Origin of the sequence: Rhodomicrobium sp. R_RK_3 (assembly GCF_002198715.1) — a bacterium.
Taxonomy (GTDB): domain Bacteria; phylum Pseudomonadota; class Alphaproteobacteria; order Rhizobiales; family Rhodomicrobiaceae; genus R-RK-3.
The window spans coordinates 38,169-60,703 of sequence record NZ_MWLK01000034.1 but is presented as its reverse complement, the minus strand read 5'-3'; the positions used below and the strand labels follow the sequence as shown (position 1 = coordinate 60,703).

The window sequence follows — 22,535 nt, the reverse complement described above, 5'->3', positions numbered from 1 at the left end:
TTTCGCGGGCTCCCGGTCCGATAGGCGCCGAGAGCTGCGTAACAGAGGGATGCGAGACGTTCATGGTGGTTTTGGTTACGGGCGCGTCGGGGTTTTTGGGCCGCGCCGTCGCGAAAAGCTATCTCTCGGACGGCGCCGTCGTGCATGTGATCGGCCGCGACGCCAGGACGTTGCGGGCGCTTTATGGCGACCGGGCCAGGATCTTCACCTGGGACCCGGCCGAGGGCGAGTTCCCCGAACGCGCGCTGGATGGCGTCGACGCCGTGTTCCACCTGATGGGCGAGCCGGTCGGCGGCCGCTGGACCAAGCGGAAGAAGTCGCGGATCATCACCTCGCGCGTCACCGCCGCCCAGATGATCGGCCGCGCCATGAGCGGCCGGGCGGCGCGGCTGATCTCGGCCTCCTCCTTCGGCATCTATCCCGGCAAGCGCGGCGAAACCTATACCGAGGCCAGCAAGATCGACGGCCAAGCGCGCTCCTTCATCCGCTCGACGCTCAGGGCCTGGGAAAATGCGGCGCTGGCGGCGTCGGGCGGCGAGACCAAGGTCAGCGTGATCCGCTTCGGCATGGTCTGCGCCCCGGACGGCTATCCCAAGCGCCTGGTGCGCCTGTTCGGCCGGGTCGGCGGCCTGATCGTCGGCGACGGCGAGCAGATCGTCCCCCTCGTCGATCTCGACGATGCGGTCCGCATGATGCGCTGGGCGGCAGAGGGCGGCGCGGGCGAGGGCATCATCAATTGCGTCTCGCCGAACCTGCCCCGCTTCCGCGAGGTGGCCGAGACCATCGCCGGGGTGTTGCGCAAGCCCATCCGCGGGACGATCCCGGAATGGCTCGCCCGTCCGCTTCTGGGGGGCAGCGCCGATTATTTCCTGCTCAGCTACGACATCCGCCCGGTGCGTGCGCTGGAGCAAGGCTTCACCTTCGCCCATGACCAGCCCAGCGACATCCTCCGGCGCGCCCTGGCGCCCTACGCGGTGCGTTCGTAACCGTTTCGCGTCGGGCCGGATTCCGGCCTCTACGTGGCGTCCGGCGCGCGCCGCTCATGCGGAAGCCCGCCGCCGGTGAGCCGCGCCTCCAGCGCCTGAGCGGCTTGCTCCAGGCGGGCCGGGTCGGTCGCGCGCAGGACCAGATAGACAGCGGGGCGGCCATTCTCGAAATAGGGGTAGCTGCCCATCTGCACGTCGCGATTGTCATCCTGCGCCGCCGACAGATGCGGGGCGATAGTGCCCTCGGGCGCATCCACATGCAGGCTGAGCGAAAGCAGTTTTGCGCCCGTTCGCAAACGCGGCGTGACGCTCGCCAGCATCGCCTCCATGATGCGCGGCACGCCCGCCATCACGATCACATTGCCGATGAAAAAGCCCGGCGCGCGCGAAACCGGGTTGTCGACCAATTCGGCCCCGGCGGGAATACGCGCCATGCGCAGGCGGGCCGGCGTGAGATCGGCTTCGCTCAAGCGCTCGCGCAGCATCGCCCGGGCGCGCGGATCGACGTCGATGCTGACGCCGAAGGCTTTCGCAACCGCATCGGCGGTGATGTCGTCATGCGTCGGCCCGATGCCGCCGGTGGTGAAGACGTAGTCGTACCGCCCGCGCAGCGCGTCGAGCGCGGCGATGATGTCGGCCTCCTCGTCGGCGACCACGCGCACCTCGCGCAGGCGGATGCCGATGGCGGTCAGATGGTCGGCGATGGTGCCGATATTCTTATCCTTGGTCCGGCCCGACAGGATTTCGTCGCCGATGACCAGGATGGCGGCGGTGACGATTTCGGGCTGCGTAGCGGTCGTTTCGGGGGTCTCGGTCATGGCGACTGGCTACAGCCCTTCGCCCGCGCGCGCAAGGATCGCCTGATGGTCGGCCCCCTTCAGCCCGGCGCCAAAGCTGCTGCGCCAGCCGCCCGCGAGCCGTGACGCCGCGAAAGGCTCGGCGATGGCGGCGGGTGCGTGCCGCGTCAGCAGCGAGGCGGCGACGATCAGCGCCAGCCTCTCGGCCAGCGCGCGCGCATCGGCCTCGGGGATCGGCCCCGCCGCGAGCGTAGCCTTCAGCCCGTCCAGCGCCGCCCGCAGATGGGCATCGTCCCGCGCCGCCGGTTCGATGGAGGCCAGCACGGCCTCGACCGCTTCCGGCTCGCGCTGCATGACGCGCAGGATGTCCAGGCACATCACATTGCCCGAGCCTTCCCAGATGGCGTTCAGCGGCGCTTCGCGATAGGCGCGGGCGAGCGGGCCCTCCTCGACATAGCCATTGCCGCCCAGGCATTCCATCGCCTCATAGGCGAAGGCGGGCACGGATTTGCAGATCCAATATTTGGTGACCGGCGTCATCAGGCGGCGGAAGGCGGCCTCCTGCGGGTCATCGCCCGCGCGGTCGAAGCTTCTGGCGAGGCGAAAGGCGAGCGCGGTCGCGGCTTCCGATTCGAGGACGAGATCGGCGAGCACATTGGCCATCAGCGGCTGGTCGATCAGCTTGCGCTGGAACACCGTGCGGTATTTGGCGTGCCGCAGCGCGTTGGCGAGGGTGAAGCGCATCAGCCCGGCGGAGGACACGGCGCAATCGAGCCGGGTCAGCGTCACCATCTCGATGATGGCCGGAACGCCCCGCCCCTCCTCGCCGACCAGCGTTGCCTCGGCACCGAGAAACGTCACTTCGGAAGAAGCGTTGGAGCGATTGCCGAGCTTGTCCTTCAGCCGCTCGATGCGGATGGCGTTGTGGCTGCCGTCGGCCCGGAAGCGCGGCATGAAGAAACAGGAGAGGCCGGCCGCCGCCTGCGCCAGCACGAGGAAGCCGTCGCACATCGGCGCGGACATGAACCATTTGTGCCCGGTGATGGAATAGAGCCCGCCGCCGAGCGGCGCGGCCTCGGTGATGTTGGCGCGCACATCGGTGCCGCCCTGCTTCTCGGTCATGCCCATGCCGATGGTGATCGAGGTCTTTTCCCCGATCGGCGCAAAAGCCGGATCGTAATCGCGGCTGACCATTTTCGGCATCAGCCGTGCGAGCAGCGCCTCGTTGAAGCCGAGCGTGGCAAAGGCGGCGTGGGTCATGGTGATCGGGCAGAGATGACCGGACTCGGCCTGGTTCATCAAAAACATCTGCGCCGCGCGCGCGACATGGGCGCCCCGGCGCGGCTCCTGCCCCTCAGCCCGTTCGGCCCACTCGCCGCAATGCAGCCCGTGCTCGAAGGAGATCGACATCAATTCATGATAGGCCGGATGGAACTCGACCTTGTCGAGCCGCCGCCCCTTCTGGTCGATCAGTTTCAGCTTCGGAGGATTCTCATTGGCAAGCCGGCCCAGCTCCAGCACATGCGCGCTGCCGGCGAGCCGTCCGAGCGCGGAAAGCTCCTCGCTGGCCCAGCCCGCGCCTTCGCGCTCGGTGGCCTCGGCGAGCGCGCGGTCGGTCGCGAACAGGTTCACATTCTCGAATATCGGGCTCTGATTCATGGCCTCATCTGCGCCATTCCGTCCCGTCCTTAACAGCGTGCTAGAGCTATCCCGCATTTTGGCGTACAAACTGCTCCCAATTTGATCTTCGCGCTTGCCCCGCTTTACTCACATCAGTATAACAGCGCTTTAATGAATGTCGCCCTGGCTTCTCAAAAATTCTACTTCCCGCATAAGCATCTGCTCGGCATCAAAGGATTGAGCCCGGCGGAAATCATCGGCCTTTTGGATTTGGCCGATGCGGATGCGGACTACAATCGGCGCGTCACCGCGAAGCGCGATATTTTGCGCGGGCGGACGCAGATCAACCTTTTCTTCGAATCATCGACGCGGACCCAAAGTTCTTTCGAGCTGGCCGGCAAGCGGCTTGGCGCCGACGTGATGAATATGGCGATCAAAAGCTCGTCCATCGAGAAGGGTGAGACGCTGCTCGACACCGCCGTCACCCTCAACGCCATGCGGCCGGATATTCTGATCGTGCGCCATCATGCGGCGGGCGCGGTCGAATTGCTGGCCAAGAAGGTCGACTGCGCCGTGGTCAATGCGGGCGACGGGGAGCATGAGCACCCGACGCAGGCTTTGCTCGATGCGCTGACCATCCGACGACGCAAGGGCCGCATCGACGGCCTGATCGTCGCCATCTGCGGCGATATTCTGCACAGCCGGGTGGCGCGCTCGAATATCCTCCTCCTCAATGCGCTCGGCGCCAATGTGCGCGTTGCCGCACCCTCGACCCTGCTTCCGCCCGCCACCGAGCGCATGGGCGTCGAAGTCTACACCAAGCTCGACGATGCCATCGCCGGCGCCGACATCATCATGATGCTGCGGCTGCAGCGCGAGCGCATGACCACCTCGCTGGTGCCCTCGACGCGGGAATATTTCCACTTTTTCGGCCTCGACAACGAGAAGCTGAAAAAGGCCAAGCCCGACGCACTCGTCATGCATCCCGGCCCGATCAACCGCGGCATCGAAATCTCCTCCGCCGTCGCCGACCATCCGCGCAGCGTCATCCGCGAGCAGGTCGAGATGGGCGTCGCCGTCCGCATGGCCGTGCTGCAAGTCCTCGCCCGCCACCTGCGAGGCTGATCGCCATCATGAACGCACCAGAAAAAATGCCTCCTTCGAGCGGCCGCACCATCCTGACCAATGCGCGGCTCCTGTGCCCCATGTCCGGGCGCGACGAGCGCGGCGGGCTCTTGATCGAGGGCCGGGCGATCGCCGATATCGGCCCGCACCTCACCGGCTCCGACGAACCCGACACGCAGCTCATCGACTGCGAAGGCCATCTCCTTATCCCCGGCCTGATCGACATGCAGGTCTCGACCGGCGAGCCCGGCGAGGAGCACCGCGAGACGCTGGCGACGGCGAGCCGCGCGGCGGCGGCCGGCGGCGTCACCACCATCATCTGCATGCCCGACACCAAGCCGGCCATCGACGACGTCTCGCTGGTGGATTTCATCGAGCGGCGGGCGCGCGACACCGCCATTGTCAACGTCCACCCGATGGCGGCGATGACCAAGGGCCTCGCCGGCAAGGAAATGACCGAGATCGGCCTGCTCCGGCAGGCCGGGGCGCTGGCCTTCACCGATGCCAAGCGCAGCGTCGCCAATGCGCAGGTGATGCGCAACATCCTGAGTTACGGCAAGGATTTCAACGCGCTGATCGTGCATTTCATCGAGGACCCGCATCTGGCCGATGTCGGCGTGATGAACGAGGGCGAGGTCTCATCCGGCCTCGGCCTGCCCGGCATCCCGGCCGAAGCCGAGACCATCATGCTGGAGCGCGATCTGCGGCTCGCGGCGCTGACCGGCGGGCGCTATCACGCGGCGGGCATCTCCTGCGCCGCCTCGCTGGAGGTCATCCGCGAGGCGCGCAAGGGCGGGCTGAAGGTCACCTGCGGCGTCAGCATCAACCATCTGACGCTGAACGAGAACGACATCGGCTCCTACCGCACCTATCTGAAGATCAAGCCGCCGCTGCGCCCCGAAAGCGACCGCCGCGCCATGGTCGACGGCGTGCATCGCGGCGATATCGACGTCATCGTCTCCGCGCATGACCCACAGGACGCCGACATGAAGCGCCGGCCTTTCGCCGAAGCCGCCGACGGCGCGCTGGGCCTCGAAACGCTGCTGCCCGCCGCCTTGCAGCTCTATCATAATGGCGCGACCGCCTTGCAGCCGCTGCTCGCCGCCATGACCATCCGGCCCGCGCAATTGCTGGGCCTGCCGGGTGGGCGGCTCGCCATCGGCGCGCCGGCCGATCTCTGCCTCGTCGATCTGGAAATGCCGTGGCGGGTCGACGCGCAGACGCTGGCGTCGAAATCGAAGAATTCGCCGTTCGATGAAATGGTGCTGCAGGGGCGGGCGCTGAAAACTTTCGTGGCGGGGCGCTGCGTCTATAGCTATGCGGATTTGCCGCTGCGCGTCTGACGCGACGGGCGGTTTTAGTGGGGACTGTCACATGGTCACGAATGCCGCCGCGATTTTGGGCGGGCCGGCCGATATCGCGCTCGCTCTGCTGTTCGGCTACGCGCTGGGCTCGATCCCGTTCGGCCTGATCCTGACGCGCCTTGCCGGTGCCGGCGACATCCGCGCCATCGGCTCGGGCAATATCGGCGCGACCAATGTGCTGCGAACCGGCCGCAAGGGCCTCGCCGCGCTGACCCTGCTGGGCGATTTCGCCAAGGGCCTCGCCGCCGTTCTGATCGCATCCGAGGCAGGGCCGGAACTCGGCGCGGTGGCCGGGCTCGGCGCATTTCTGGGGCACCTCTTCCCGGTCTGGCTACGCTTCAAAGGCGGCAAGGGCGTCGCGACTTATATCGGCGTCCTCGCCGGCATCGCGCCTTGGGTGGCGGTCGCCTTCTGCGCGATCTGGCTCGGCGTCGCCTGGATCAGCCGCTATTCCTCGCTCTCCGCGTTGACCGCCGCCGCCGCGACGCCCCTGATCCTGCTTGGGCTCGGCAAATGGCTGGCCGTAGGTCTTTTCACGGTGCTGACAATCCTGGTTTTCATCCGCCATCATGCCAATATTTCGCGACTCATGAGCGGCGGGGAAAGCAAGATTGGCGGAGGAAAGGGCTGAGGCACGGGCATTTTCCGGCGGTCGCGGCAGGCTGAGCGACGAGGAAAAGCTCGACTGGATCCGGCTCATTCGCACCGAAAATGTCGGCCCGATCACCTTCCGCGAACTCATCGACTATTTCGGCAATGCCCGCGCTGCGCTTGAGGCCGTGCCCGAATTGCGCCGGCGCGGTGGCTTGCAGCGCCATGGCCCGGCGCATCGCCGCGACCTGGCGATGCGCGAATGGGAGGCGGTGGAGAAGGCGGGCGCGCGCATCATCGCGCTGCCCGAGACCGATTATCCCCGCCTGCTCAAGCAGATCCCCGGTCCGCCGCCAATCCTTTTCGCGCGCGGCCGGACCGAGCTGGCGGCGGGCAAGACCGTTGCCATCGTCGGTTCGCGCGGCGCTTCGGCGGCGGGGCGCCATTTCGCGGCGACCCTTGCACGAGATCTGGGCCGTGCCGATATAGCGGTCGCTTCGGGATTGGCGCGGGGCATCGACACGGCGGCGCATGAAGCCGCGCTGCCGACCGGCACGATCGCGGTGGTCGCCGGGGGCATCGACATGATTTATCCACCGGAAAATGCCGCGCTGCACGAAGCCATCGCCCTAAGCGGCCTGCTGCTGACCGAATGCCCACCCGGATTTGCCCCGCGCGGCCAGGATTTTCCGAGGCGAAACCGAATCATATCCGGCGTTTCCGCCGGCGTGGTGGTGGTCGAGGCGGCGCAGAAATCGGGCTCACTGATCACGGCGCGGATGGCGCTGGAGCAAAATCGCGAGGTTTTCGCCGTGCCCGGCCACCCGCTCGACCCCCGCGCCATCGGCACCAACAAACTGATCCAGAGCGGCGCGCATTTGGTCATGGCCGCCGAGGAGATCGTCGCCGAGCTGTTCTCTGGTTTCCGCCGGCCGTCGCGCCTGGAGGAGCCCGCCGAATCGCCGGCCTGGATCGCCTCGGTGCCGGCAAGCGGAAGCGACGAGCCTACGTCTGAGGACCGCGAGACTCTGCTTGCCTCGCTCAGCTTCGCCCCCGAGCATCCGGACATGCTGCTGCGCATGGCCGGTCTTAGCCCGCGCAAGCTTGCCGTCGCGCTGCTCGAACTCGACCTCGCCGGGCGGATCGAGCGGCACGACAATGCATGCATCTCACTCCGGCCCGAGCCCGTTCCGGCGGCGTGATGCGCGCCGAAACGCAACGCAACCGCCTCAGAATTGGCCGGTTGACTGGGTAAATCAGCCTTGTTCGGGATCGGCAGCTTGAATTTTTGACTCCTCAACCGCCACTTGTATGAGGTAGGCGAGGAAAGTAAGCCCCGCCCCACTCGCCAAATCGCGCAATTCTGTGAGGATCTCGGCTGAATATTCGGCGACGGCTTTGGCCCCCACCGGACCCGCTTCGGGCGTGATCGGGGCCGCGGAATCTGCTTCGCTCATGTTTAAAATATGGCTTTTTCTCAAATGGGTCACGGCCTGGCCACTTATCATTGGCTTCCCTCTAATTATAGTCCGGAGATGTCATCGGGAATGAGTTGGAACGCGCATAAGCTTAAATATCATAGGGTTCTCCGAATACGCCCTTTGGTTGCACCCCGCAAGGCGTTTCAACCCCTATCATTCTCTATTTGACAGTTTCCTGCACTTTTGCCCTTACTGTAGGCCGACTCAGCGACATGCTCGGCCCAGTTTCCTGCAACGGATTGGCTTCGATCGTGTCTCACTCAATCCTACTGAGATGAACGCCATCGCGCCTCACATAAGCACCGGAATAGCTCATGAATATCGTCATCGTTGAGTCGGCGGCGAAAGCTAAAACAATCAACAAATATTTGGGTGATGACTACAAAGTCATCCCATCCTTTGGTCATGTCCGAGATTTGCCCGCGAAAGACGGCTCGGTACTTCCCGACGACGATTTCGCCATGCTGTGGGCCGTCGACACGGACGCCGTCAAAACCGTGAACGAAATCGCCAAGGCGGTGAAAGGCTCCGAGCGATTGATCCTCGCGACTGACCCGGATCGTGAAGGCGAGGCCATCTCCTGGCACCTTCTGAAGATTCTTGAGGAAAAGCACGCGCTGAAGGGCGTTCACGTGGAGCGCGTCGCCTTTAACGCGGTGACCAAGGACGCGATCATGGATGCGATGGCGCATCCGCGCGAGATCGACATCCCGCTGGTCGACGCCTATCTCGCCCGCCGCGCGCTGGACTATCTGGTCGGCTTCACCCTGTCGCCGGTGCTCTGGCGCAAGCTGCCGAGCGCCAAGTCCGCCGGCCGGGTGCAATCGGTCGCCTTGCGGCTCGTCTGCAACCGCGAAACCGAAATCCAGACTTTCGTTTCCCGCGAATATTGGACCATCGCCGCCCAGCTCGGCTCCTCGCTCGGCCAGGATTTCGAGGCGCGGCTGGTCAGCGCGCTCGGCAAGAAACTCGACAAGTTCGACATTCCGACCGAAGCGGAAGCCTTCCGGCTGAAGGCCGCGCTGGAGGCGTGCGACTTCAAGGTCAACGCCATCGACGTCAGCGGCTATAAGCGCCATCCCGCGCCGCCCTTCACCACCTCGACCTTGCAGCAGGAAGCTTCGCGCAAGCTCGGTTTCTCGGCCCGGCAGACCATGCAGGTCGCCCAGCGGCTCTATGAAGGCGTCGATATCGGCGGCGAGACGGTCGGCGTCATCACCTATATGCGAACCGACGGCGTCCAGATCGTGCCCGAGGCGATCGCCCAGTGCCGCGGCGTGGTCGAGCGCCAGTTCGGCCAGAATTACGTGCCGGCCAAGCCGCGCGACTACAAGACCAAGGCGAAGAATGCGCAGGAAGCGCATGAAGCCATCCGTCCGACCGATTTCGGCCGGCTGCCGCAGGATCTGGCAAAAGCCCTGAAGCCGGATGAGATCGCGCTCTACAAGCTCGTCTGGCAGCGCGCCGTCGCCAGCCAGATGGCCAGCGCCGAGATGGAGCGCACGACCGTCGATATCGAAGCCGTCAAGGGCGCAGAGTCCTATGGCTTGCGCGTGACCGGCTCGGTCGTGCTGTTCGACGGCTTCATGAAGCTTTACGAGGAGGGCGTAGACGACAGCGAGGCCGAGGGCGATGCCCGGCTGCCGAAGCTGACGCAGGGCGAAAATCTCGCCCGCCATGCCATCAAGGCCGACCAGCATTTCACCGAGCCGCCGCCGCGCTACACCGAAGCCACGCTCATCAAGAAGATGGAAGAGCTCGGCATCGGCCGTCCCTCGACCTATGCGACGACGCTCAACGTGCTGCGCGAGCGCGAATATGTGCGCTTCGAGAAGAAGCGGCTGATCCCGGAGGATAAGGGCCGGCTGGTCACCGCCTTCCTGGAGAGCTTTTTCCAGCGCTATGTCGAATATGATTTCACCGCCGATCTCGAGGAACAGCTCGACCTGATTTCGGACGGCAAGCTCGCCTGGAAGGATGTGCTGCGCGATTTCTGGCGCGATTTCATCGAGGCGGTGAACGCCACCAAGGAGCTGCGCGTCACCCATGTCCTCGACGCGCTGAACGAAATCCTCGGGCCCTATATCTTCCCGGCGACCGCCGATGGCGGCGATCCGCGCAAATGCCCCTCCTGCGGCAATGGCCAGTTGGGGCTGAAGATCGGCAAGTTCGGCGCCTTTGTCGGCTGCTCGAACTATCCCGAATGCCGCTTCACCCGCCAGTTCCAGAACAGCAGCGACGGCGAGGCCCCGGTCGTGGCCGGCGACAAGCAGCTCGGCATCGATCCGGAATCCGGCCTGCCGGTGCTGCTGAAGACCGGGCGCTTCGGGCCCTATGTGCAGCTCGGCGAACCGGCGGAAGGCGAAAAGCCCAAGCGCGGCTCGATCCCGAGAGGCATCCAGGCCGAACTGGATCTCGAGCTGGCGCTCAAGCTCCTGTCGCTGCCGCGCGAGATCGGCAAGCATCCCGAAACCGGCAAAGCGATCGTCGCCGGCTTCGGCCGCTTCGGCCCGTTCATCGAGCACGATAAGCGCTACGCCAATCTGGACAGCCCCGACGAAGTCTTCACGGTCGGCCTCAACCGCGCCGTCAGCCTGCTCGCCGAGCCGAAAAAGGGCAGGGGCGGGTCGGCGCAGAGCGCTTTGCGCAATCTCGGCGACCATCCCGATGGCGGCAAGGTCGAGGTGTTTTCCGGCAAATACGGCCCCTATGTGAAGCACGGCAAGGTCAACGCGACCATCCCCAAGGACGCCGATCCGGAGAAGATCACGCTCGAGGAAGCCATCCCGCTGCTCGCCGCCCGCGCCGCCAATGGCAAGGCGCCGAAAGGCAAGGCAAAAGCCAAGGCCGAGGCGAAGCCCAAGGCGGAGGCTAAGACCAAAGCCGAGGCAAAGCCGAAGGCCGAGACCAAGAAGGCCGACGCCAAGCCGAAGGCGAAAGCAAAATCCAAGGCGAAATCCGGTTCCGAGGCAGCGGTTTGAAAGAGGGGCAAAAGTCGGGCCGCAAGGCCAAGGCCAGGGGTGGCACCGCGCCGCCCCTCCCCAGCAAGGACGCGATTCTCGAATTCATCCGCACGTCGCCCGTCAAGGTCGGAAAGCGCGAGATCGCGCGCGCCTTCGGTCTGAAGGGCGACGACCGCATCCTGCTCAAGGAATTGCTGCGCGAGCTGACCGCCTCCGGCCGCATCACCAAGACGCGCAAGCGCGTGCGCGGCACCGCGCAGCTTCGCTCGGTGACCGTCGTCGAGGTCTCCGGCAATGACGCCAATGGCGAGCTGATTGCCATCCCGCTGGATTGGAACGAGGCCTCCGAAGGGCCGCCGCCGCGCATCCTGATGAGGCTGAAGCCGGGTCGGATGCCCGGTATCGGCGACCATGTGCTCTCCCGCATCGAGCCGGTCGCCGAGCCCGACGGCTTCGACTACACCGCGATGCCGATCAAGATTTTGCCGCGCGAGCGCACGCGCCAGCTCGGCATTTTCCGAAAAGTGGGCGATGGCGGCGTCATCGAGCCGACCGATAAGAAGCAATTGCGCGAATGGCGGCTCGGCCCCAGTGAGACCGAGGGCGCCAAGGACGGCGAGCTGGTCCGCTTCGAGGTGACCAAGACCGGGCAGACGCTCGCCCCGCGCGCCCGCATCATCGAGCGGCTCGGCCATCCGGAAGGCGAACGCGCGATCAGCATGATCGCCATCGAGAATTACAGCCTGCCGAACCTCTTCCCCGCAAGTGTCGAGGCCGAGATCGCGGGTTTGAAGCCGCCGACCCTGCGCGGCCGCGAGGATCTGCGCAAGCTGCCGCTGATCACCATCGACCCCGCCGACGCCAAGGACCATGACGACGCCGTCTGGGCCGGCCCCGACGAGGATGCCTCGAACAAGGGCGGCTTCGTCGTCATCGTCGCCATCGCCGACGTCTCCTACTATGTCCGCCCCGGCACCGCGCTGAGCGCGGAGGCGCTGAAGCGCGGCAATTCGGTCTATTTTCCCGACCAGGTCGTGCCGATGCTGCCCGAGGCGCTGTCGAACGACCTGTGCTCGCTGAAGCAGGGCGTCGAGCGGCCCTGCCTTGCCGTGCGCATGGTGTTCAGCGCCGACGGCCATAAGCGCGACCACCGCTTTGCCCGCGCCATGATGCGCTCCGCCGCCAAGCTCGCCTATCCCGAAGCCCAGGCCGCAATCGACGGCCAGCCGAACGAGCACAGCAAACCGCTGTTGGAGCCGGTGCTGCGGCCGCTCTGGGCGGCCTATGAGGCGCTGCGGCGGGCGCGCAACAAGCGCGGGCCGCTGGAGCTGGACCTGCCGGAGCGCAAAATCATCCTCGACGAGGAGGGGCGCGTCGCCCGGGTGATCACGCCCGAGCGGCTGGACGCGCACCGGCTGATCGAGGAATTCATGATCCAGGCCAATGTCGCGGCGGCGGAGACGCTGGAGCAGGTGAAGTCGCCGCTGCTCTACCGCATCCACGACGCGCCGGGCGAGGAGAAGCTGAATTCGCTGGTCGATTTCCTCGCGACGCTCGGCATTTCGCTGCCCAAGGGGGTGCTGATGCAGCCGTCCCAGTTCAACCGCATCCTCGACAAGATGAAGGACAGCGACGTTTCCGAGCTGGTGAACGAAGTCATCCTGCGCTCGCAGGCCCAGGCCGAATACAGCCCGAACAATCTGGGCCATTTCGGCCTCAACCTGCGCCGCTACGCCCATTTCACCTCGCCGATCCGCCGCTATGCCGATCTGATCGTGCACCGCTCGCTGATCCGCTCGCTGAAGCTCGGGCCGGGCGGTCTCGCGGATGAGGAAATCGCCGAGCTGGACAGCGTCGCCGAGCAGATTTCGCAGGCCGAGCGCCGCGCCATGTCCGCCGAGCGCGAGACCGTCGACCGGCTGATCGCCATCCATCTTGCGAGCCGCATCGGCGCGACCTTCCCGGCCCGCATTTCCGGCGTCACCCGCTCCGGCCTGTTCGTGAAGCTGAACGAGAACGGCGCGGACGGCTTCATCCCGGCCTCGACCATCGGGCGCGACTATTACATCTATTCCGAAGCCGACCACGCCATGATCGGCGAGCGCTCCGGCGAGGCGTTCCGGCTCGGCGACAAGGTCGAGGTGAAGCTGGTCGAGGCGCATCCGTCGGCGGGCGCGCTGCGGTTCACCCTGGTGAGCGACGGCCGGTTCGACCTGAAGCTGTCGCGGCGCAAGCGTGGCCCCGCACCTGGCCGCCATGCCCGGCGGCGGCGGTAGCATCGGCAAGATCATATCGCTCTTCTGCGAAATCCCCGCGAAGGCGGGGATCTAGTACGCCGCAGTATTCGCGTTTGAGGCACAGTCTCGCGGCGAAGATTGCCCTTTACTGGGGGCCCCGCCTTCGCGGGGATGTCGTCTGAGGGTGTGGTGAGCGATCCAATCCCTGTCCCGAATGAGCAAGGTATCCGCTGCCAAGGGGCTTTCCGCCGCATTGTGTCCCGGTCGGGACATAACCATTTCAATCGGGTGGGGATCAGTCTATCTTTTGGGCATGCACACAATGAACACTAAAGCTTCCGTGGGCGCGATCCACGCCGCCAAGACACCGCGCGCCGTCTTCCCGGCCATGCTGCGCGGCGCGCTCGGGCGCTGCCCCGCTTGCGGCGAAGGTCATTTGTTCCGGCGCTATCTCAAGGTCGCGGACCACTGCCCGGCCTGCGGCGAGGCGCTGTTCCATCAGCGCGCCGACGACGCGCCGCCCTATTTCACCATTTTCATCGCCGGCCATCTGCTGGTGCCGGTGCTCTTGGCCTTCGAGGTCGCTTATCACCCGGCGCTCTGGGTGCACGCGCTGATCTGGATCCCTGTCACCATCCTGCTCTGCATGGCGCTGCTGCCGGTGGTCAAGGGCGCGATCGTCGGCTTGCAATGGGCGCTCTACATGCACGGCTTCGACCCCGATTCCCCGGATGAGGCCGAACTCGCCAGGGGCTGACACTTGGGATTAGGTCGCCATGCACTCTGACGAGCTGTTTCCCTCGAACAACGCCCATATGCAGCGCCTTCGCGGCTCGGGAACCGACACCGGCAGCTATCCCAATTCGCATCCGCGCGACGCCGCGACCCTGCTCGTGCTCGATCTCTCCGGCGCCGAGCCGAGAGTGCTGATGGGCCAGCGCCAGTTCGGGCTGAAATTCATGCCCGGCAAATTCGTCTTCCCCGGCGGGCGCGTCGAGGCGCGCGACTATCTGGCGACCATCGGCAGCACCATGCCGGCGCCGATGCGGTCGAAACTGTTGCGCGGCCTCAAGGGCACCGCCCATCCGCAGCGCGCCTATGCGCTCGCCCATGCGGCGCTGCGCGAGACGCAGGAGGAGACCGGCATCATCATCGGCGCGGGAGCCAGGACCACGGACGCCGGGCGCGGCGTGCCGCATTTCGGCGGCTTCACGCTGCTTGCCCGCGCCATCACGCCGTCCCGCCGCCCCCGGCGCTTCGACACCCGGTTCTTCGTCGTCTCGGCCGACGAGATCACCGGCAATACCGACATCATCGACGGCGAGTTCGTCGCGGTGAAATGGCTCACGCTCGCCGAGGCTCGCGAGCTGGATTTGCCCTCGATTACCCGCATCATCCTGGAAGACCTGGAGCACCGCATCAATGCCGGCCGCATCGGCGATCCGGACGCGCCGGTGCCGTTCTATTTCGCCCGCGGCGCCTGTTTTCACCGCAAGCTGCTCTGACCCGCGCAAACCCTTGACACAAGACCGAAGCACGGTAAGTTGCGAACTCGAATTCGTCGCTTTCCGCGACCCATTAGGAATGTAATGCGATGGCTAAGCCCGTAACCCAAAAGATCAAGCTCGTCAGCTCGGCTGGCACGGGCTTCTATTACGTGACGAAGAAAAATCCGCGCAACATGACCGAGAAGCTGGCGCTGAAGAAATACGATCCGGTCGTGCGCAAGCATGTCGAGTTCAAGGAAGCCAAGATCAAATAAGGCGAGGCGCCCCATGCGGGCGCCGCCGGCCTTGGCCGATCATCGAACGTTCATCTGAGATGTTGGATTGAAGCGGGGAAAGTGACCAGCCCCGCGCCCTATCGGCAGCGGGGTAAATCCGACATGAGCAACGGGGCTGGTCCGCAAGCCTAGACCAAAGAGGGCATTGGCCACAGACTTGTTGGCCGACAGCGATGGCAGTAACGAGGAGGCCACTCAAACCATCTTTGCCGGCCGAACCCTACGGACCCAGGAGATGCGGCGGACCTGAGCGAACCGCAGGGAACTCTAATTCATTCAATCATTAAGCGAAAAAGCGCTCGAATTGCAAGTTAACTCCCCGTCACACCGCGCTCTCGCCGTCCCAGCCACCGGGGAAAATCGCCTCTGAGGCGCTTTTGTGGGTCGAAATCTCTTTCGCCGATGGCCAGCCACAACACTATTAAGCCGTCTGACGATAAAAAACACAAACAAGAATTGCAGATAAGGTAAATTGCCTAAACGCAGGAATGAGCCGCGCACGCGTCATTCCGCCGCATCCGTCGGCCGTCCAAATCCTCGATAATTCTTAACGCAGTTCACTGCCGCCGATGAATTGGCGGATGGTGTCCAGGAACATCGAAACGGTGATCGGCTTCGAAATATAGGCCTCGCAGCCGCCTTCCCGGATGCGCTCCTCGTCGCCCTTCATGGCGAAGGCGGTGACGGCGATGACGGGGATATGGCGAAGCTGGTCGTCTTCCTTCAGCCATTTGGTCACGTCGAGCCCGGACACTTCCGGCAGTTGGATGTCCATCAGGATCAGGTCGGGCAGGTGCTCGCGGGCGAGCGAGAGGGCCTCGATGCCATTGCGTGTCTGCAGCGTCTGATAGCCGTGAGCCTCGAGCAGATCACGAAACAGCTTCATGTTCAGCTCGTTGTCTTCGACGATGAGAACTGTTTTGGACATCGTGCCGCTTCTGGCCCGGTTGGACGAGCGTGGAAACTCAAATTCACATTGAGAATACATCATGACTCGTGAATGGTTTCAGTATGCTGGATTTCGCCCATCTTTACACGTCAATCTGGTAACAAAAGCCTAACCCGGCGCCGCGACCTAATGTGAATCTGGTGGGAATGCGTTAAAATCCGTCGCCATGGACCCATTCTCGAACAAGCGCCGGCGCATCAGCCGCGAGGACGCCGAGCAGCTCGCCATCGAGGCGCTGACCTTTCTCGCCGCCGACGAGACACGCTTCGTGCAGTTCCTCGGCGCGACCGGCACCGACCTCGCCAGCATCCGCGCCGAGGCCGGCTCGCCGGAATTCCTGGCCGGGGTGCTCGAGTTCCTCATGAACGACGAATCCCTGCTGCTGGTCTTTGCCGGCCATAGCGGCATCGATCCGACCTCCCTCGCCGCCGCCCGCGCCGAGCTTGCGCCCGATCCCGCCGCCGAATGGGGCTGACGATGGCGGCGCGCGCCCGTATCGGCGTCGATCTCGGCGGCACCAAGATCGCCATCACCGCGCTCGGCGATGCCGATGCCGAGCTTTTCGCCCGCCGCCGCCCCACGCCGCGCGGCGATTACGAAGCCAGCCTCGCATTGATCGCCGACCTTGTCGCGGAAGCAGAACAACATCTGGATTGCGCGGGGCTGGCGAGCGTCGGCGTGGCGATGCCAGGGTCGCTCTCGCCGGTGAGCGGGCGGGTGCAGAACGCCAATTCGACCTGGCTGAACGGCCGCGCGCTCGATGCCGATCTGGCCGGGGTGCTCGGACGGCCGGTACGCTTCGCCAATGACGCCAATTGCCTGGCACTTTCGGAGGCGGCGGATGGCGCGGGGAAGGGCGCGCGCTCGGTGTTCGGCGTCATCATCGGAACCGGCTGCGGCGGCGGGCTGGTCTATAGGGGCCGGCTGATCGATGGACCGCGCGGCAATGCGGGCGAGTGGGGCCACAACCCGCTGCCCTGGGCGGAGCCGTCGGAGATCCCGGGACCTGAGTGCTGGTGCGGTCTGCGCGGCTGCATGGAGACCTGGATCTCCGGCCCCGCATTGCATCGCGATTTTCTGGCGGGCGGGGGCGATGCGGCGCGCGCTGCGACCGGCGAGGATATTGCCGCCCGCGCGGATGAAGGCGATGCCGTCGCGAACGCGGCGCTCGCCCGGCACGCATCGCGGGTCGCCCGTGGCCTCGCCATGGTGGTGAACATCTTCGACCCGGAGGTGATCGTGCTCGGCGGCGGCCTGTCGCGGCTGGCGCATCTCTACACGGATCTGCCGCCGCTGATGCGCCCCTTCATCTTCGCCGACGACCGCGACGTGGCCATCCGCCCGCCGAAACATGGCGACGCCAGCGGCGGCCGTGGGGCCGCGCGCCTGTGGGATGCGGACTAAGCGGCCGGGAAGGCTATTTCTTCTTCACCGCAGCCGGCCCCGGACAGGCCGCCGGAGGATAGAAGTCGATGCGGCTCAGCTCGCCATGGATGGAGAAATTGCCGTAGTCGATCAGCAGATCGCGGCTGACTCCATTCGCGAACAGCCGGAAGGACAGCTCATAGGTCGGCAAGCCTTCGTCCCGATTGGCCTCGGCGGGCGTCTCGTAATAGCTGATCGAGACCGGCCAGGAGACCAACTCGTCCAGGCGCTCGAAATTCTTCATGCCGGCCGGATGCGCGCGCGGTCCCGGCAGCGACGGCCGGCCGATCACGGTGGTGGTGGAGAGCAGCTTGTTGCCCTTCTCCGAGCCGTCGTAAATGTCGGCCTGGACCATGTTCGTGCCCTGCTGCGCGGCTTCGAGGATGGCGAGCGAGTGCTGGGTCGGGAAAAGCGGCGTGCCCCGGAAGTTCAGCGCCTGACGCTGCGGCTTGTCGATGGTGACGTCGATCGCCTCATTGGCCTTGCGCCGCGCGGCGCTTCCCTCCAGCCGCTCGCTCAGCCGCTGGTCGACATATTGCGCGCTGTTGAAACGGAATTTGCCGCCATCGGCCTGTTCCCAGGTGGTCGAGCGCAGATCGGTGACGGTGGCGTTGCCCTCGCGGTCGATCAGCTCGGTGACGAGGCGCGATTTGAGCGAATAGCCGTCGCAGGCCGAGCCCGCGAAATCGAACACCAGCCTGCCCCGGATTTCCGAGACGTTCGAGCCCGCGACGGCCTTCTTCAATGTCATGTCGTAAATCGCGCGATGCGGCACCAGATCGATGGCTGCGCCCTGCGGCAGCGCCTCGGCGATGCGCGCCGCGGGGAAGATGGCCAGAGCCAGAACAAGCGCCCTCAAAACATGTCTATTCATGACCACCCATCGGCCCCGTGCCCTGTCGATTATGCCGCGCTGCAATATGCTCTCTCCTTTAGGACAACTCATCGCGCTGGAAATGGCAATATCCTTTCTAAACAACGTAAACCGTTGCCATTGCCGAAACCGTTCCGCCGCGCTTTGTTTCGGCCGGGCCGGCTGCTAAATACGAGAAGCGCAATATTTTGGAGGATCTGAAGCATGGCGGATGACTGCGAAGCCCGGCTTGCCGCACTCGGTTTGACCTTGCCGGACGCCCCGGCCCCGGCCGCCAACTACGTGCCTTTCTGCCTGTCGAACGGTCTGCTGTTCATGGCCGGGCAGGTTTCGCGGGCCGCCGATGGCAACGGCATAAAGGGCCGGCTTGGCGAAAATCTGTCCATCGCGGAGGGCCAGAAAGCGGCCGAAGCCGCCTGCTTGAACCTGCTCGCGCAGATCAAGACGGCACTTGGCTCGCTGGAGCGGGTCGGGCAGGTGCTCAAGCTGACCGGCTTCGTCAATTCGACGCCCGATTTCGTCGACCACCCGCAGGTCATCAACGGCGCCTCCGACCTGATGGTCGCCGTGTTCGGCGATCGCGGACGCCATGCGCGCGCGGCGGTCGGCATGGCCAGCCTGCCCTTCGGCTTCGCCGTCGAGGTCGATGCCGTCCTGGCCGTGAACTGAGGCAGCATGGGAGTGTCCGAACCGATCCGGCCCATCGCCCATCGCGGCCTTCACGATGTCAGGCGCGGCGTGATCGAGAATACCGGCGCGGCCTTCCTCGCCGCGATCCGTGGCGGCTATGCGATCGAGACGGATCTCCAGGCGGCGGCCGGCGGCGAGCCGGTCGTCTTCCATGACGAGACGCTGGAGCGGCTGACGGAGGCCGAAGGCCCGGTCGCGGCGCTGACGCCGGACGCGCTCGCCCGCATTCGCATGAAGGGCACCGATGCCCGTATCCTGACGCTCGCCGAGCTGCTGGAGCTGGTTGCGGGACGTGCCGCGCTCTATCTGGAGATCAAAAGCCCCGGCGGCGCCGACCGCACGCTGGAGGCCAAAATCGCCGAGCAACTGGCGCGCTACACCGGCCCCGCCTGCGTAATGTCCTTCGATCCGGGCAGCATGATCGCCATGCGCCGCCTCGCCCCGGGCGTGCCGCGCGGCCTCTCTGCCATGCGGTTCACGCATCTGCCGCCGGGCGTCCCGCCAAGCGCCCGCTTCCGCTTGACGCACATGCTGGACATCGACGCCATCAAACCCGATTTTCTGACCTATGAAGTGAACGGGCTTGCCGCCATGGGGCCGGCGCTCCGACGCCGTCATCCGGATTTGCCGATCATCACCTGGACGGTCCGGACCGCCGAGGACCGGCGCAAGGCGGCGCACTTCGCCGATGGCATGATCTTTGAAGGGTTTCGTCCATCGCCGCGCGAGATGGCAGGGCAAGACGATTAGCGGACTTTGTCGATGAATACGGAACGCGAGATCATCATCCGGGTCAAGGATGGCATCGGCCAGATCGCGCCCGAGATCTGGGACGCCTGCGCCAATTCCGATCCTGCCCGCTACAATCCGTTCCTGTCACACGCCTTCCTGCATGCGCTCGAAGCGAGCGGCTGCGTCTCGCGGCGCACCGGCTGGCTGCCGCAGCATCTGGTGATCGAGGATTGGGATGGCGGGTTGCTCGGCGCCATGCCGCTTTACCTGAAATCGCACAGCCAGGGCGAATATGTCTTCGACCATGGCTGGGCGGATGCCTATGAGCGCGCAGGCGGCACTTATTATCCCAAGCTGCAAAGCTGCGTGCCGTTCACCCCTGTCACCGGCGAGCGCCTGCTGACCGGCGCGCATGAGAATGCCGAGGCCATCGAGACGGCGCTGATGAATGGTGCGGTCGAACTGGTCAAGCGGCATGGGGCGTCTTCGCTTCACATCACCTTCCTGCCGGAGGACGAGTGGCAGCGCCATGCCTCCAGCCGCGTGCTCCAGCGCACGGATCAGCAATTCCACTGGGTCAACCATGGCTTTGGCAGTTTTGACGATTTCCTCGGCGAACTCGCCTCCCGCAAGCGCAAGGCGCTGAAGAAGGAGCGCCGTGAGGCCGTTGCCGACGGCATCACCATCGAGCACATCACCGGCGCCGGCATCACCGAGGCGCATTGGGACGCCTTCTACGAATTCTACCAGGACACCGGCAGCCGGAAATGGGGCAATCCCTATCTCAACCGCCGCTTCTTCGGCATGATCGGCGCTTCGATGCCGGAGCGCATCCTGCTCATCATGTGCAAGCGTGAGGGCCGCTACATCGCCGGCGCGCTCAACATCATCGGCGGCGACACGCTGTATGGCCGCTATTGGGGCGCCATCGAGCACCATCCGTTCCTGCATTTCGAGACCTGCTATTACCAGGCCATCGACTACGCCATCGCGCATGGGCTCGGCCGGGTCGAGGCCGGCGCGCAAGGCGAGCACAAGCTGGCCCGCGGCTATCTCCCGCAGACGACCTACAGCCTGCATTACCTCGCCCATCCGGGGCTGAGCCGCGCCGTCGCCGCCTATCTGGAGCAGGAGCGCTGCGCCGTCGCCGAACAGGCGCGGATGCTGACGGAGCTCGGGCCGTTCAAGAAGTCCGAGGCCGAGGACGGTGAGGCTTGACCGTCGCTCCCGCTCGCCCGTACCGTTCGGCCAAACGGATGATTTAGGGATGCGCTCCGATGGCCGAAAATTCCCCCGCCTATGACGACAGTAATATCTTCGCAAAGATCCTGCGCGGCGAGCTGCCCTGCCACCGGATCTATGAGGACGAGAAGAGCCTCGTCATCCTCGACATCATGCCGCGCTCGGACGGCCATGCGCTGGTGATCCCAAAGGCGCCGTCGCGCAACATCCTCGACGCCAAGCCGGAGGATTTGCAGCATCTGATCGTGGTGGCGCAGAAAGTGGCGCGCGCCGGCAAGGAGGCGTTCAAGGCGGACGGCGTCACGATCTCGCAATTTTCCGAGGCGGCCGGCGGTCAGGTGATCTTCCACACCCACATTCACGTCCTGCCGCGCCATGCCGGCGTCGATCTGCGCCCTGCCGGCATCAAGGGCGATGAATCCGCGCTCGCCGAACACGCCAACAAGCTGGTCGAGGCGATTGCCAGACATTGAGGCTTGAGTGGATCAACCGGACGGCACAATTCGGACCCCAACCCAATCCGCCGCCGAGCCCCGCTCCCATGGGGAGAGGGTTAGGTGAGGGGTAATGCCTTAGCCGCGCGAGACCTTTGCGTATCGAAGGTCCTCTCCCCGTCGTCCCGGACGGCCGTCAGGCCGAGCCGGGACCCAATCATATTTCCGCNAATCATATTTCCGCTGTTGCTGCGGCAAGTGGAGAGGCGAGTGGGCCCCGGCTCTAACGGCCGGGGCGAAGGAATCGAAGTTTTGCAAAGGTCTTCCATGGGAGAGGGCTAGGCTGCGGCCATTTGCGAGGCCGCGATTGATCGTGGCGCTCTGGCCGATCCCAGCTCATGTGATCCCGTTCTCGCCCCGCCGCGGATCAACCCGCCCCGGCTGGCGGGAGCTGGAGGAAAAACCAGCTCTTGCACACCGGGGTGAAGCCGATTTTGGCGTAGCAGCGGTTGGGGGCCGGTTTGCGCAGATCCACGTAGAGGCAGGCCGTCTGCCGGCCCTCCGCGTAGATGCGCTCCACGACAGCCGCCGTCGCCGAGCCGGCATAGCCGCGCCCGCGCTGCGCGTGCGGCGTGTAGACGATCGCCAGCGCGGCGGCGTTGCGCAGACGCCGGACGATCCCCGCCACCGCGACCGGCTCGCCATCGACCGTCCAGAACACGCAGTCGCCGGACGCGGCCTTACGGTCTACAAAGGCGCGCTCGGGCGGGACGTCGTCGGGCGCGGCCTCCGCGAGGAAGCCCGCATACCACTCAGCGAACAGATCGGCATCGGCCAGCGTCACGGCACGCGCCTCTCCCGGCGCGCCCGGATAGATCGGCGGCCGGGAGATTGCCAATATGTGCTGCGGAATCGGCTCCTTGAAGCGCGTGCCCAGGTGCTCGGCGCGGCGGACGAACCAGCGTGCCGTTTCGTCCGCGCCGAGCACGCCATGAAAATGCGTGCCGGCCACCTCCTCCGCGAGCGCGGCGCAATCGGCCTCGCCCATATCGCCGAGCACGATCCCCCTGACCGGCGATTTCCACGCGCAGGCCCCCGGCACGCCATAGGACCATTTTCGCGTTCCCGGGGGCGGGGCTTCATCCGCTGCCCGCGCCATCATCGCCAGGAGTACATTGTGCCGCGCCTCGTTCTGCTCCAGCGCCGGCATGTGATAGGCGTTGAACTGGGCAAAATCCATGG

At 65.3% G+C, this 22,535-nt stretch carries 22 protein-coding genes; 16 read left to right on the top strand and 6 right to left on the bottom strand.

What is annotated here, in order from left to right; all coding sequences use genetic code 11:
- Positions 1 to 62 precede the first annotated feature (62 nt).
- On the top strand, positions 63 to 986 hold the full coding sequence (locus BLEFHOIH_RS20985) for an NAD-dependent epimerase/dehydratase family protein (RefSeq protein ID WP_088347993.1): 924 nt from the start codon (positions 63 to 65) through the stop codon (positions 984 to 986).
- A gap of 29 nt (positions 987 to 1,015) precedes the next feature.
- On the opposite strand, the gene BLEFHOIH_RS20980 is transcribed toward BLEFHOIH_RS20985, so the two are convergent.
- Together BLEFHOIH_RS20980 and BLEFHOIH_RS20975 are read right to left on the bottom strand one after the other, a co-directional pair.
- Complete coding sequence (locus tag BLEFHOIH_RS20980) at positions 1,016 to 1,804, bottom strand: molybdopterin-binding protein (RefSeq protein ID WP_088347992.1); 789 nt, start codon at positions 1,802 to 1,804, stop codon at positions 1,016 to 1,018.
- A 9-nt stretch (positions 1,805 to 1,813) separates the two neighbouring features.
- Complete coding sequence (locus BLEFHOIH_RS20975) at positions 1,814 to 3,442, bottom strand: acyl-CoA dehydrogenase family protein (RefSeq protein ID WP_170937308.1); 1,629 nt, start codon at positions 3,440 to 3,442, stop codon at positions 1,814 to 1,816.
- Between the two features lie 132 nt (positions 3,443 to 3,574).
- Between BLEFHOIH_RS20975 and BLEFHOIH_RS20970 the strand changes: the two genes are divergently transcribed.
- From BLEFHOIH_RS20970 to dprA, 4 genes are read left to right on the top strand one after another with little or no spacing between them, the layout of a single operon-like run.
- Positions 3,575 to 4,528 (top strand): aspartate carbamoyltransferase catalytic subunit, encoded by a 954-nt coding sequence (locus tag BLEFHOIH_RS20970; protein WP_088347990.1) that lies wholly within the window; start codon positions 3,575 to 3,577, stop codon positions 4,526 to 4,528.
- 8 nt (positions 4,529 to 4,536) lie between these two features.
- Positions 4,537 to 5,871: a dihydroorotase gene (gene pyrC / locus BLEFHOIH_RS20965; protein ID WP_245297124.1), complete on the top strand. Its 1,335-nt coding sequence runs from the start codon at positions 4,537 to 4,539 to the stop codon at positions 5,869 to 5,871.
- A gap of 31 nt (positions 5,872 to 5,902) precedes the next feature.
- Complete coding sequence (gene plsY / locus BLEFHOIH_RS20960; RefSeq protein WP_088347988.1) at positions 5,903 to 6,523, top strand: glycerol-3-phosphate 1-O-acyltransferase PlsY; 621 nt, start codon at positions 5,903 to 5,905, stop codon at positions 6,521 to 6,523.
- Positions 6,504 to 7,685 (top strand): DNA-processing protein DprA, encoded by a 1,182-nt coding sequence (gene dprA, locus BLEFHOIH_RS20955; protein WP_088347987.1) that lies wholly within the window; start codon positions 6,504 to 6,506, stop codon positions 7,683 to 7,685. The genes plsY and dprA overlap by 20 nt, the downstream gene beginning before the upstream one ends.
- A gap of 54 nt (positions 7,686 to 7,739) precedes the next feature.
- Here dprA and BLEFHOIH_RS20950 read toward each other — a convergent pair whose 3' ends face one another.
- Positions 7,740 to 7,991, bottom strand: a complete 252-nt coding sequence (locus BLEFHOIH_RS20950; RefSeq protein WP_088347986.1) for a hypothetical protein — start codon at positions 7,989 to 7,991, stop codon at positions 7,740 to 7,742.
- Between the two features lie 287 nt (positions 7,992 to 8,278).
- Here BLEFHOIH_RS20950 and topA point away from each other — a divergent pair, with 287 nt between their 5' ends.
- From topA to rpmG, 5 genes are all read left to right on the top strand, one after another.
- Positions 8,279 to 10,945, top strand: coding sequence for a type I DNA topoisomerase (gene topA, locus BLEFHOIH_RS20945; protein ID WP_088347985.1), 2,667 nt, complete (start codon positions 8,279 to 8,281; stop codon positions 10,943 to 10,945).
- Entirely contained in the window at positions 10,942 to 13,203 is a 2,262-nt protein-coding gene (gene rnr, locus BLEFHOIH_RS20940) for a ribonuclease R (protein ID WP_088347984.1), read from the top strand. Before topA ends, rnr begins: the two co-directional genes overlap by 4 nt.
- Positions 13,204 to 13,486: 283 nt before the next feature.
- Positions 13,487 to 13,921 (top strand): DUF983 domain-containing protein, encoded by a 435-nt coding sequence (locus BLEFHOIH_RS20935; RefSeq protein WP_088348083.1) that lies wholly within the window; start codon positions 13,487 to 13,489, stop codon positions 13,919 to 13,921.
- A 19-nt stretch (positions 13,922 to 13,940) separates the two neighbouring features.
- Complete coding sequence (locus BLEFHOIH_RS20930) at positions 13,941 to 14,669, top strand: NUDIX hydrolase (protein WP_088347983.1); 729 nt, start codon at positions 13,941 to 13,943, stop codon at positions 14,667 to 14,669.
- A gap of 89 nt (positions 14,670 to 14,758) precedes the next feature.
- Positions 14,759 to 14,926: a 50S ribosomal protein L33 gene (rpmG, locus tag BLEFHOIH_RS20925; protein ID WP_088347982.1), complete on the top strand. Its 168-nt coding sequence runs from the start codon at positions 14,759 to 14,761 to the stop codon at positions 14,924 to 14,926.
- A gap of 568 nt (positions 14,927 to 15,494) precedes the next feature.
- Here rpmG and BLEFHOIH_RS20920 read toward each other — a convergent pair.
- Complete coding sequence (locus BLEFHOIH_RS20920; protein WP_088347981.1) at positions 15,495 to 15,875, bottom strand: response regulator; 381 nt, start codon at positions 15,873 to 15,875, stop codon at positions 15,495 to 15,497.
- Between the two features lie 187 nt (positions 15,876 to 16,062).
- Here BLEFHOIH_RS20920 and BLEFHOIH_RS20915 point away from each other — a divergent pair, with 187 nt between their 5' ends.
- Together BLEFHOIH_RS20915 and BLEFHOIH_RS20910 are read left to right on the top strand one after the other, a co-directional pair.
- Positions 16,063 to 16,371, top strand: coding sequence for a DUF3572 domain-containing protein (locus tag BLEFHOIH_RS20915; protein ID WP_088347980.1), 309 nt, complete (start codon positions 16,063 to 16,065; stop codon positions 16,369 to 16,371).
- Between the two features lie 2 nt (positions 16,372 to 16,373).
- Positions 16,374 to 17,300, top strand: a complete 927-nt coding sequence (locus tag BLEFHOIH_RS20910; RefSeq protein ID WP_088348082.1) for an ROK family protein — start codon at positions 16,374 to 16,376, stop codon at positions 17,298 to 17,300.
- A gap of 13 nt (positions 17,301 to 17,313) precedes the next feature.
- On the opposite strand, the gene BLEFHOIH_RS20905 is transcribed toward BLEFHOIH_RS20910, so the two are convergent.
- Positions 17,314 to 18,195 carry a cell envelope integrity EipB family protein gene (locus BLEFHOIH_RS20905; protein WP_170937307.1) on the bottom strand — a complete coding sequence of 294 codons (882 nt, stop codon included), beginning with the start codon at positions 18,193 to 18,195 and terminating at the stop codon, positions 17,314 to 17,316.
- 204 nt (positions 18,196 to 18,399) lie between these two features.
- Here BLEFHOIH_RS20905 and BLEFHOIH_RS20900 point away from each other — a divergent pair, with 204 nt between their 5' ends.
- The 4 genes from BLEFHOIH_RS20900 to BLEFHOIH_RS20885 are packed head-to-tail and all read left to right on the top strand — an operon-like array spanning position 18,400 to position 21,332.
- On the top strand, positions 18,400 to 18,864 hold the full coding sequence (locus BLEFHOIH_RS20900) for a RidA family protein (RefSeq protein ID WP_088347978.1): 465 nt from the start codon (positions 18,400 to 18,402) through the stop codon (positions 18,862 to 18,864).
- Between the two features lie 6 nt (positions 18,865 to 18,870).
- Complete coding sequence (locus BLEFHOIH_RS20895) at positions 18,871 to 19,635, top strand: glycerophosphodiester phosphodiesterase family protein (protein ID WP_088347977.1); 765 nt, start codon at positions 18,871 to 18,873, stop codon at positions 19,633 to 19,635.
- Positions 19,636 to 19,647: 12 nt separating this feature from the next.
- The gene (locus tag BLEFHOIH_RS20890; protein ID WP_088347976.1) at positions 19,648 to 20,835 is read left to right on the top strand and encodes a GNAT family N-acetyltransferase; all 1,188 of its coding nucleotides are present in this window, start codon (positions 19,648 to 19,650) and stop codon (positions 20,833 to 20,835) included.
- Positions 20,836 to 20,894: 59 nt separating this feature from the next.
- Positions 20,895 to 21,332, top strand: a complete 438-nt coding sequence (locus BLEFHOIH_RS20885) for an HIT family protein (protein ID WP_088347975.1) — start codon at positions 20,895 to 20,897, stop codon at positions 21,330 to 21,332.
- Between the two features lie 388 nt (positions 21,333 to 21,720).
- On the opposite strand, the gene BLEFHOIH_RS20880 is transcribed toward BLEFHOIH_RS20885, so the two are convergent.
- A complete protein-coding gene (locus BLEFHOIH_RS20880) occupies positions 21,721 to 22,533 on the bottom strand; it encodes a GNAT family N-acetyltransferase (RefSeq protein WP_088347974.1) in 813 nt (270 codons plus the stop codon).
- Positions 22,534 to 22,535: the final 2 nt, after the last annotated feature.

What these genes read in the sequence shown, in the direction of transcription:
- BLEFHOIH_RS20985 (WP_088347993.1), top strand. Translation starts at nt 63, where the DNA reads ATGGTGGTTTTGGTTACGGGCGCGTCGGGGTTTTTGGGCCGCGCCGTC.
- BLEFHOIH_RS20980 (WP_088347992.1), bottom strand. Translation starts at nt 1,804, where the DNA reads ATGACCGAGACCCCCGAAACGACCGCTACGCAGCCCGAAATCGTCACC.
- BLEFHOIH_RS20975 (WP_170937308.1), bottom strand. Translation starts at nt 3,442, where the DNA reads ATGAATCAGAGCCCGATATTCGAGAATGTGAACCTGTTCGCGACCGAC.
- BLEFHOIH_RS20970 (WP_088347990.1), top strand. Translation starts at nt 3,575, where the DNA reads ATGAATGTCGCCCTGGCTTCTCAAAAATTCTACTTCCCGCATAAGCAT.
- pyrC (WP_245297124.1), top strand. Translation starts at nt 4,537, where the DNA reads ATGAACGCACCAGAAAAAATGCCTCCTTCGAGCGGCCGCACCATCCTG.
- plsY (WP_088347988.1), top strand. Translation starts at nt 5,903, where the DNA reads ATGGTCACGAATGCCGCCGCGATTTTGGGCGGGCCGGCCGATATCGCG.
- BLEFHOIH_RS20950 (WP_088347986.1), bottom strand. Translation starts at nt 7,991, where the DNA reads ATGATAAGTGGCCAGGCCGTGACCCATTTGAGAAAAAGCCATATTTTA.
- topA (WP_088347985.1), top strand. Translation starts at nt 8,279, where the DNA reads ATGAATATCGTCATCGTTGAGTCGGCGGCGAAAGCTAAAACAATCAAC.
- BLEFHOIH_RS20935 (WP_088348083.1), top strand. Translation starts at nt 13,487, where the DNA reads ATGAACACTAAAGCTTCCGTGGGCGCGATCCACGCCGCCAAGACACCG.
- BLEFHOIH_RS20930 (WP_088347983.1), top strand. Translation starts at nt 13,941, where the DNA reads ATGCACTCTGACGAGCTGTTTCCCTCGAACAACGCCCATATGCAGCGC.
- rpmG (WP_088347982.1), top strand. Translation starts at nt 14,759, where the DNA reads ATGGCTAAGCCCGTAACCCAAAAGATCAAGCTCGTCAGCTCGGCTGGC.
- BLEFHOIH_RS20920 (WP_088347981.1), bottom strand. Translation starts at nt 15,875, where the DNA reads ATGTCCAAAACAGTTCTCATCGTCGAAGACAACGAGCTGAACATGAAG.
- BLEFHOIH_RS20915 (WP_088347980.1), top strand. Translation starts at nt 16,063, where the DNA reads ATGGACCCATTCTCGAACAAGCGCCGGCGCATCAGCCGCGAGGACGCC.
- BLEFHOIH_RS20910 (WP_088348082.1), top strand. Translation starts at nt 16,374, where the DNA reads ATGGCGGCGCGCGCCCGTATCGGCGTCGATCTCGGCGGCACCAAGATC.
- BLEFHOIH_RS20905 (WP_170937307.1), bottom strand. Translation starts at nt 18,195, where the DNA reads ATGAATAGACATGTTTTGAGGGCGCTTGTTCTGGCTCTGGCCATCTTC.
- BLEFHOIH_RS20900 (WP_088347978.1), top strand. Translation starts at nt 18,400, where the DNA reads ATGGCGGATGACTGCGAAGCCCGGCTTGCCGCACTCGGTTTGACCTTG.
- BLEFHOIH_RS20895 (WP_088347977.1), top strand. Translation starts at nt 18,871, where the DNA reads ATGGGAGTGTCCGAACCGATCCGGCCCATCGCCCATCGCGGCCTTCAC.
- BLEFHOIH_RS20890 (WP_088347976.1), top strand. Translation starts at nt 19,648, where the DNA reads ATGAATACGGAACGCGAGATCATCATCCGGGTCAAGGATGGCATCGGC.
- BLEFHOIH_RS20885 (WP_088347975.1), top strand. Translation starts at nt 20,895, where the DNA reads ATGGCCGAAAATTCCCCCGCCTATGACGACAGTAATATCTTCGCAAAG.
- BLEFHOIH_RS20880 (WP_088347974.1), bottom strand. Translation starts at nt 22,533, where the DNA reads ATGGATTTTGCCCAGTTCAACGCCTATCACATGCCGGCGCTGGAGCAG.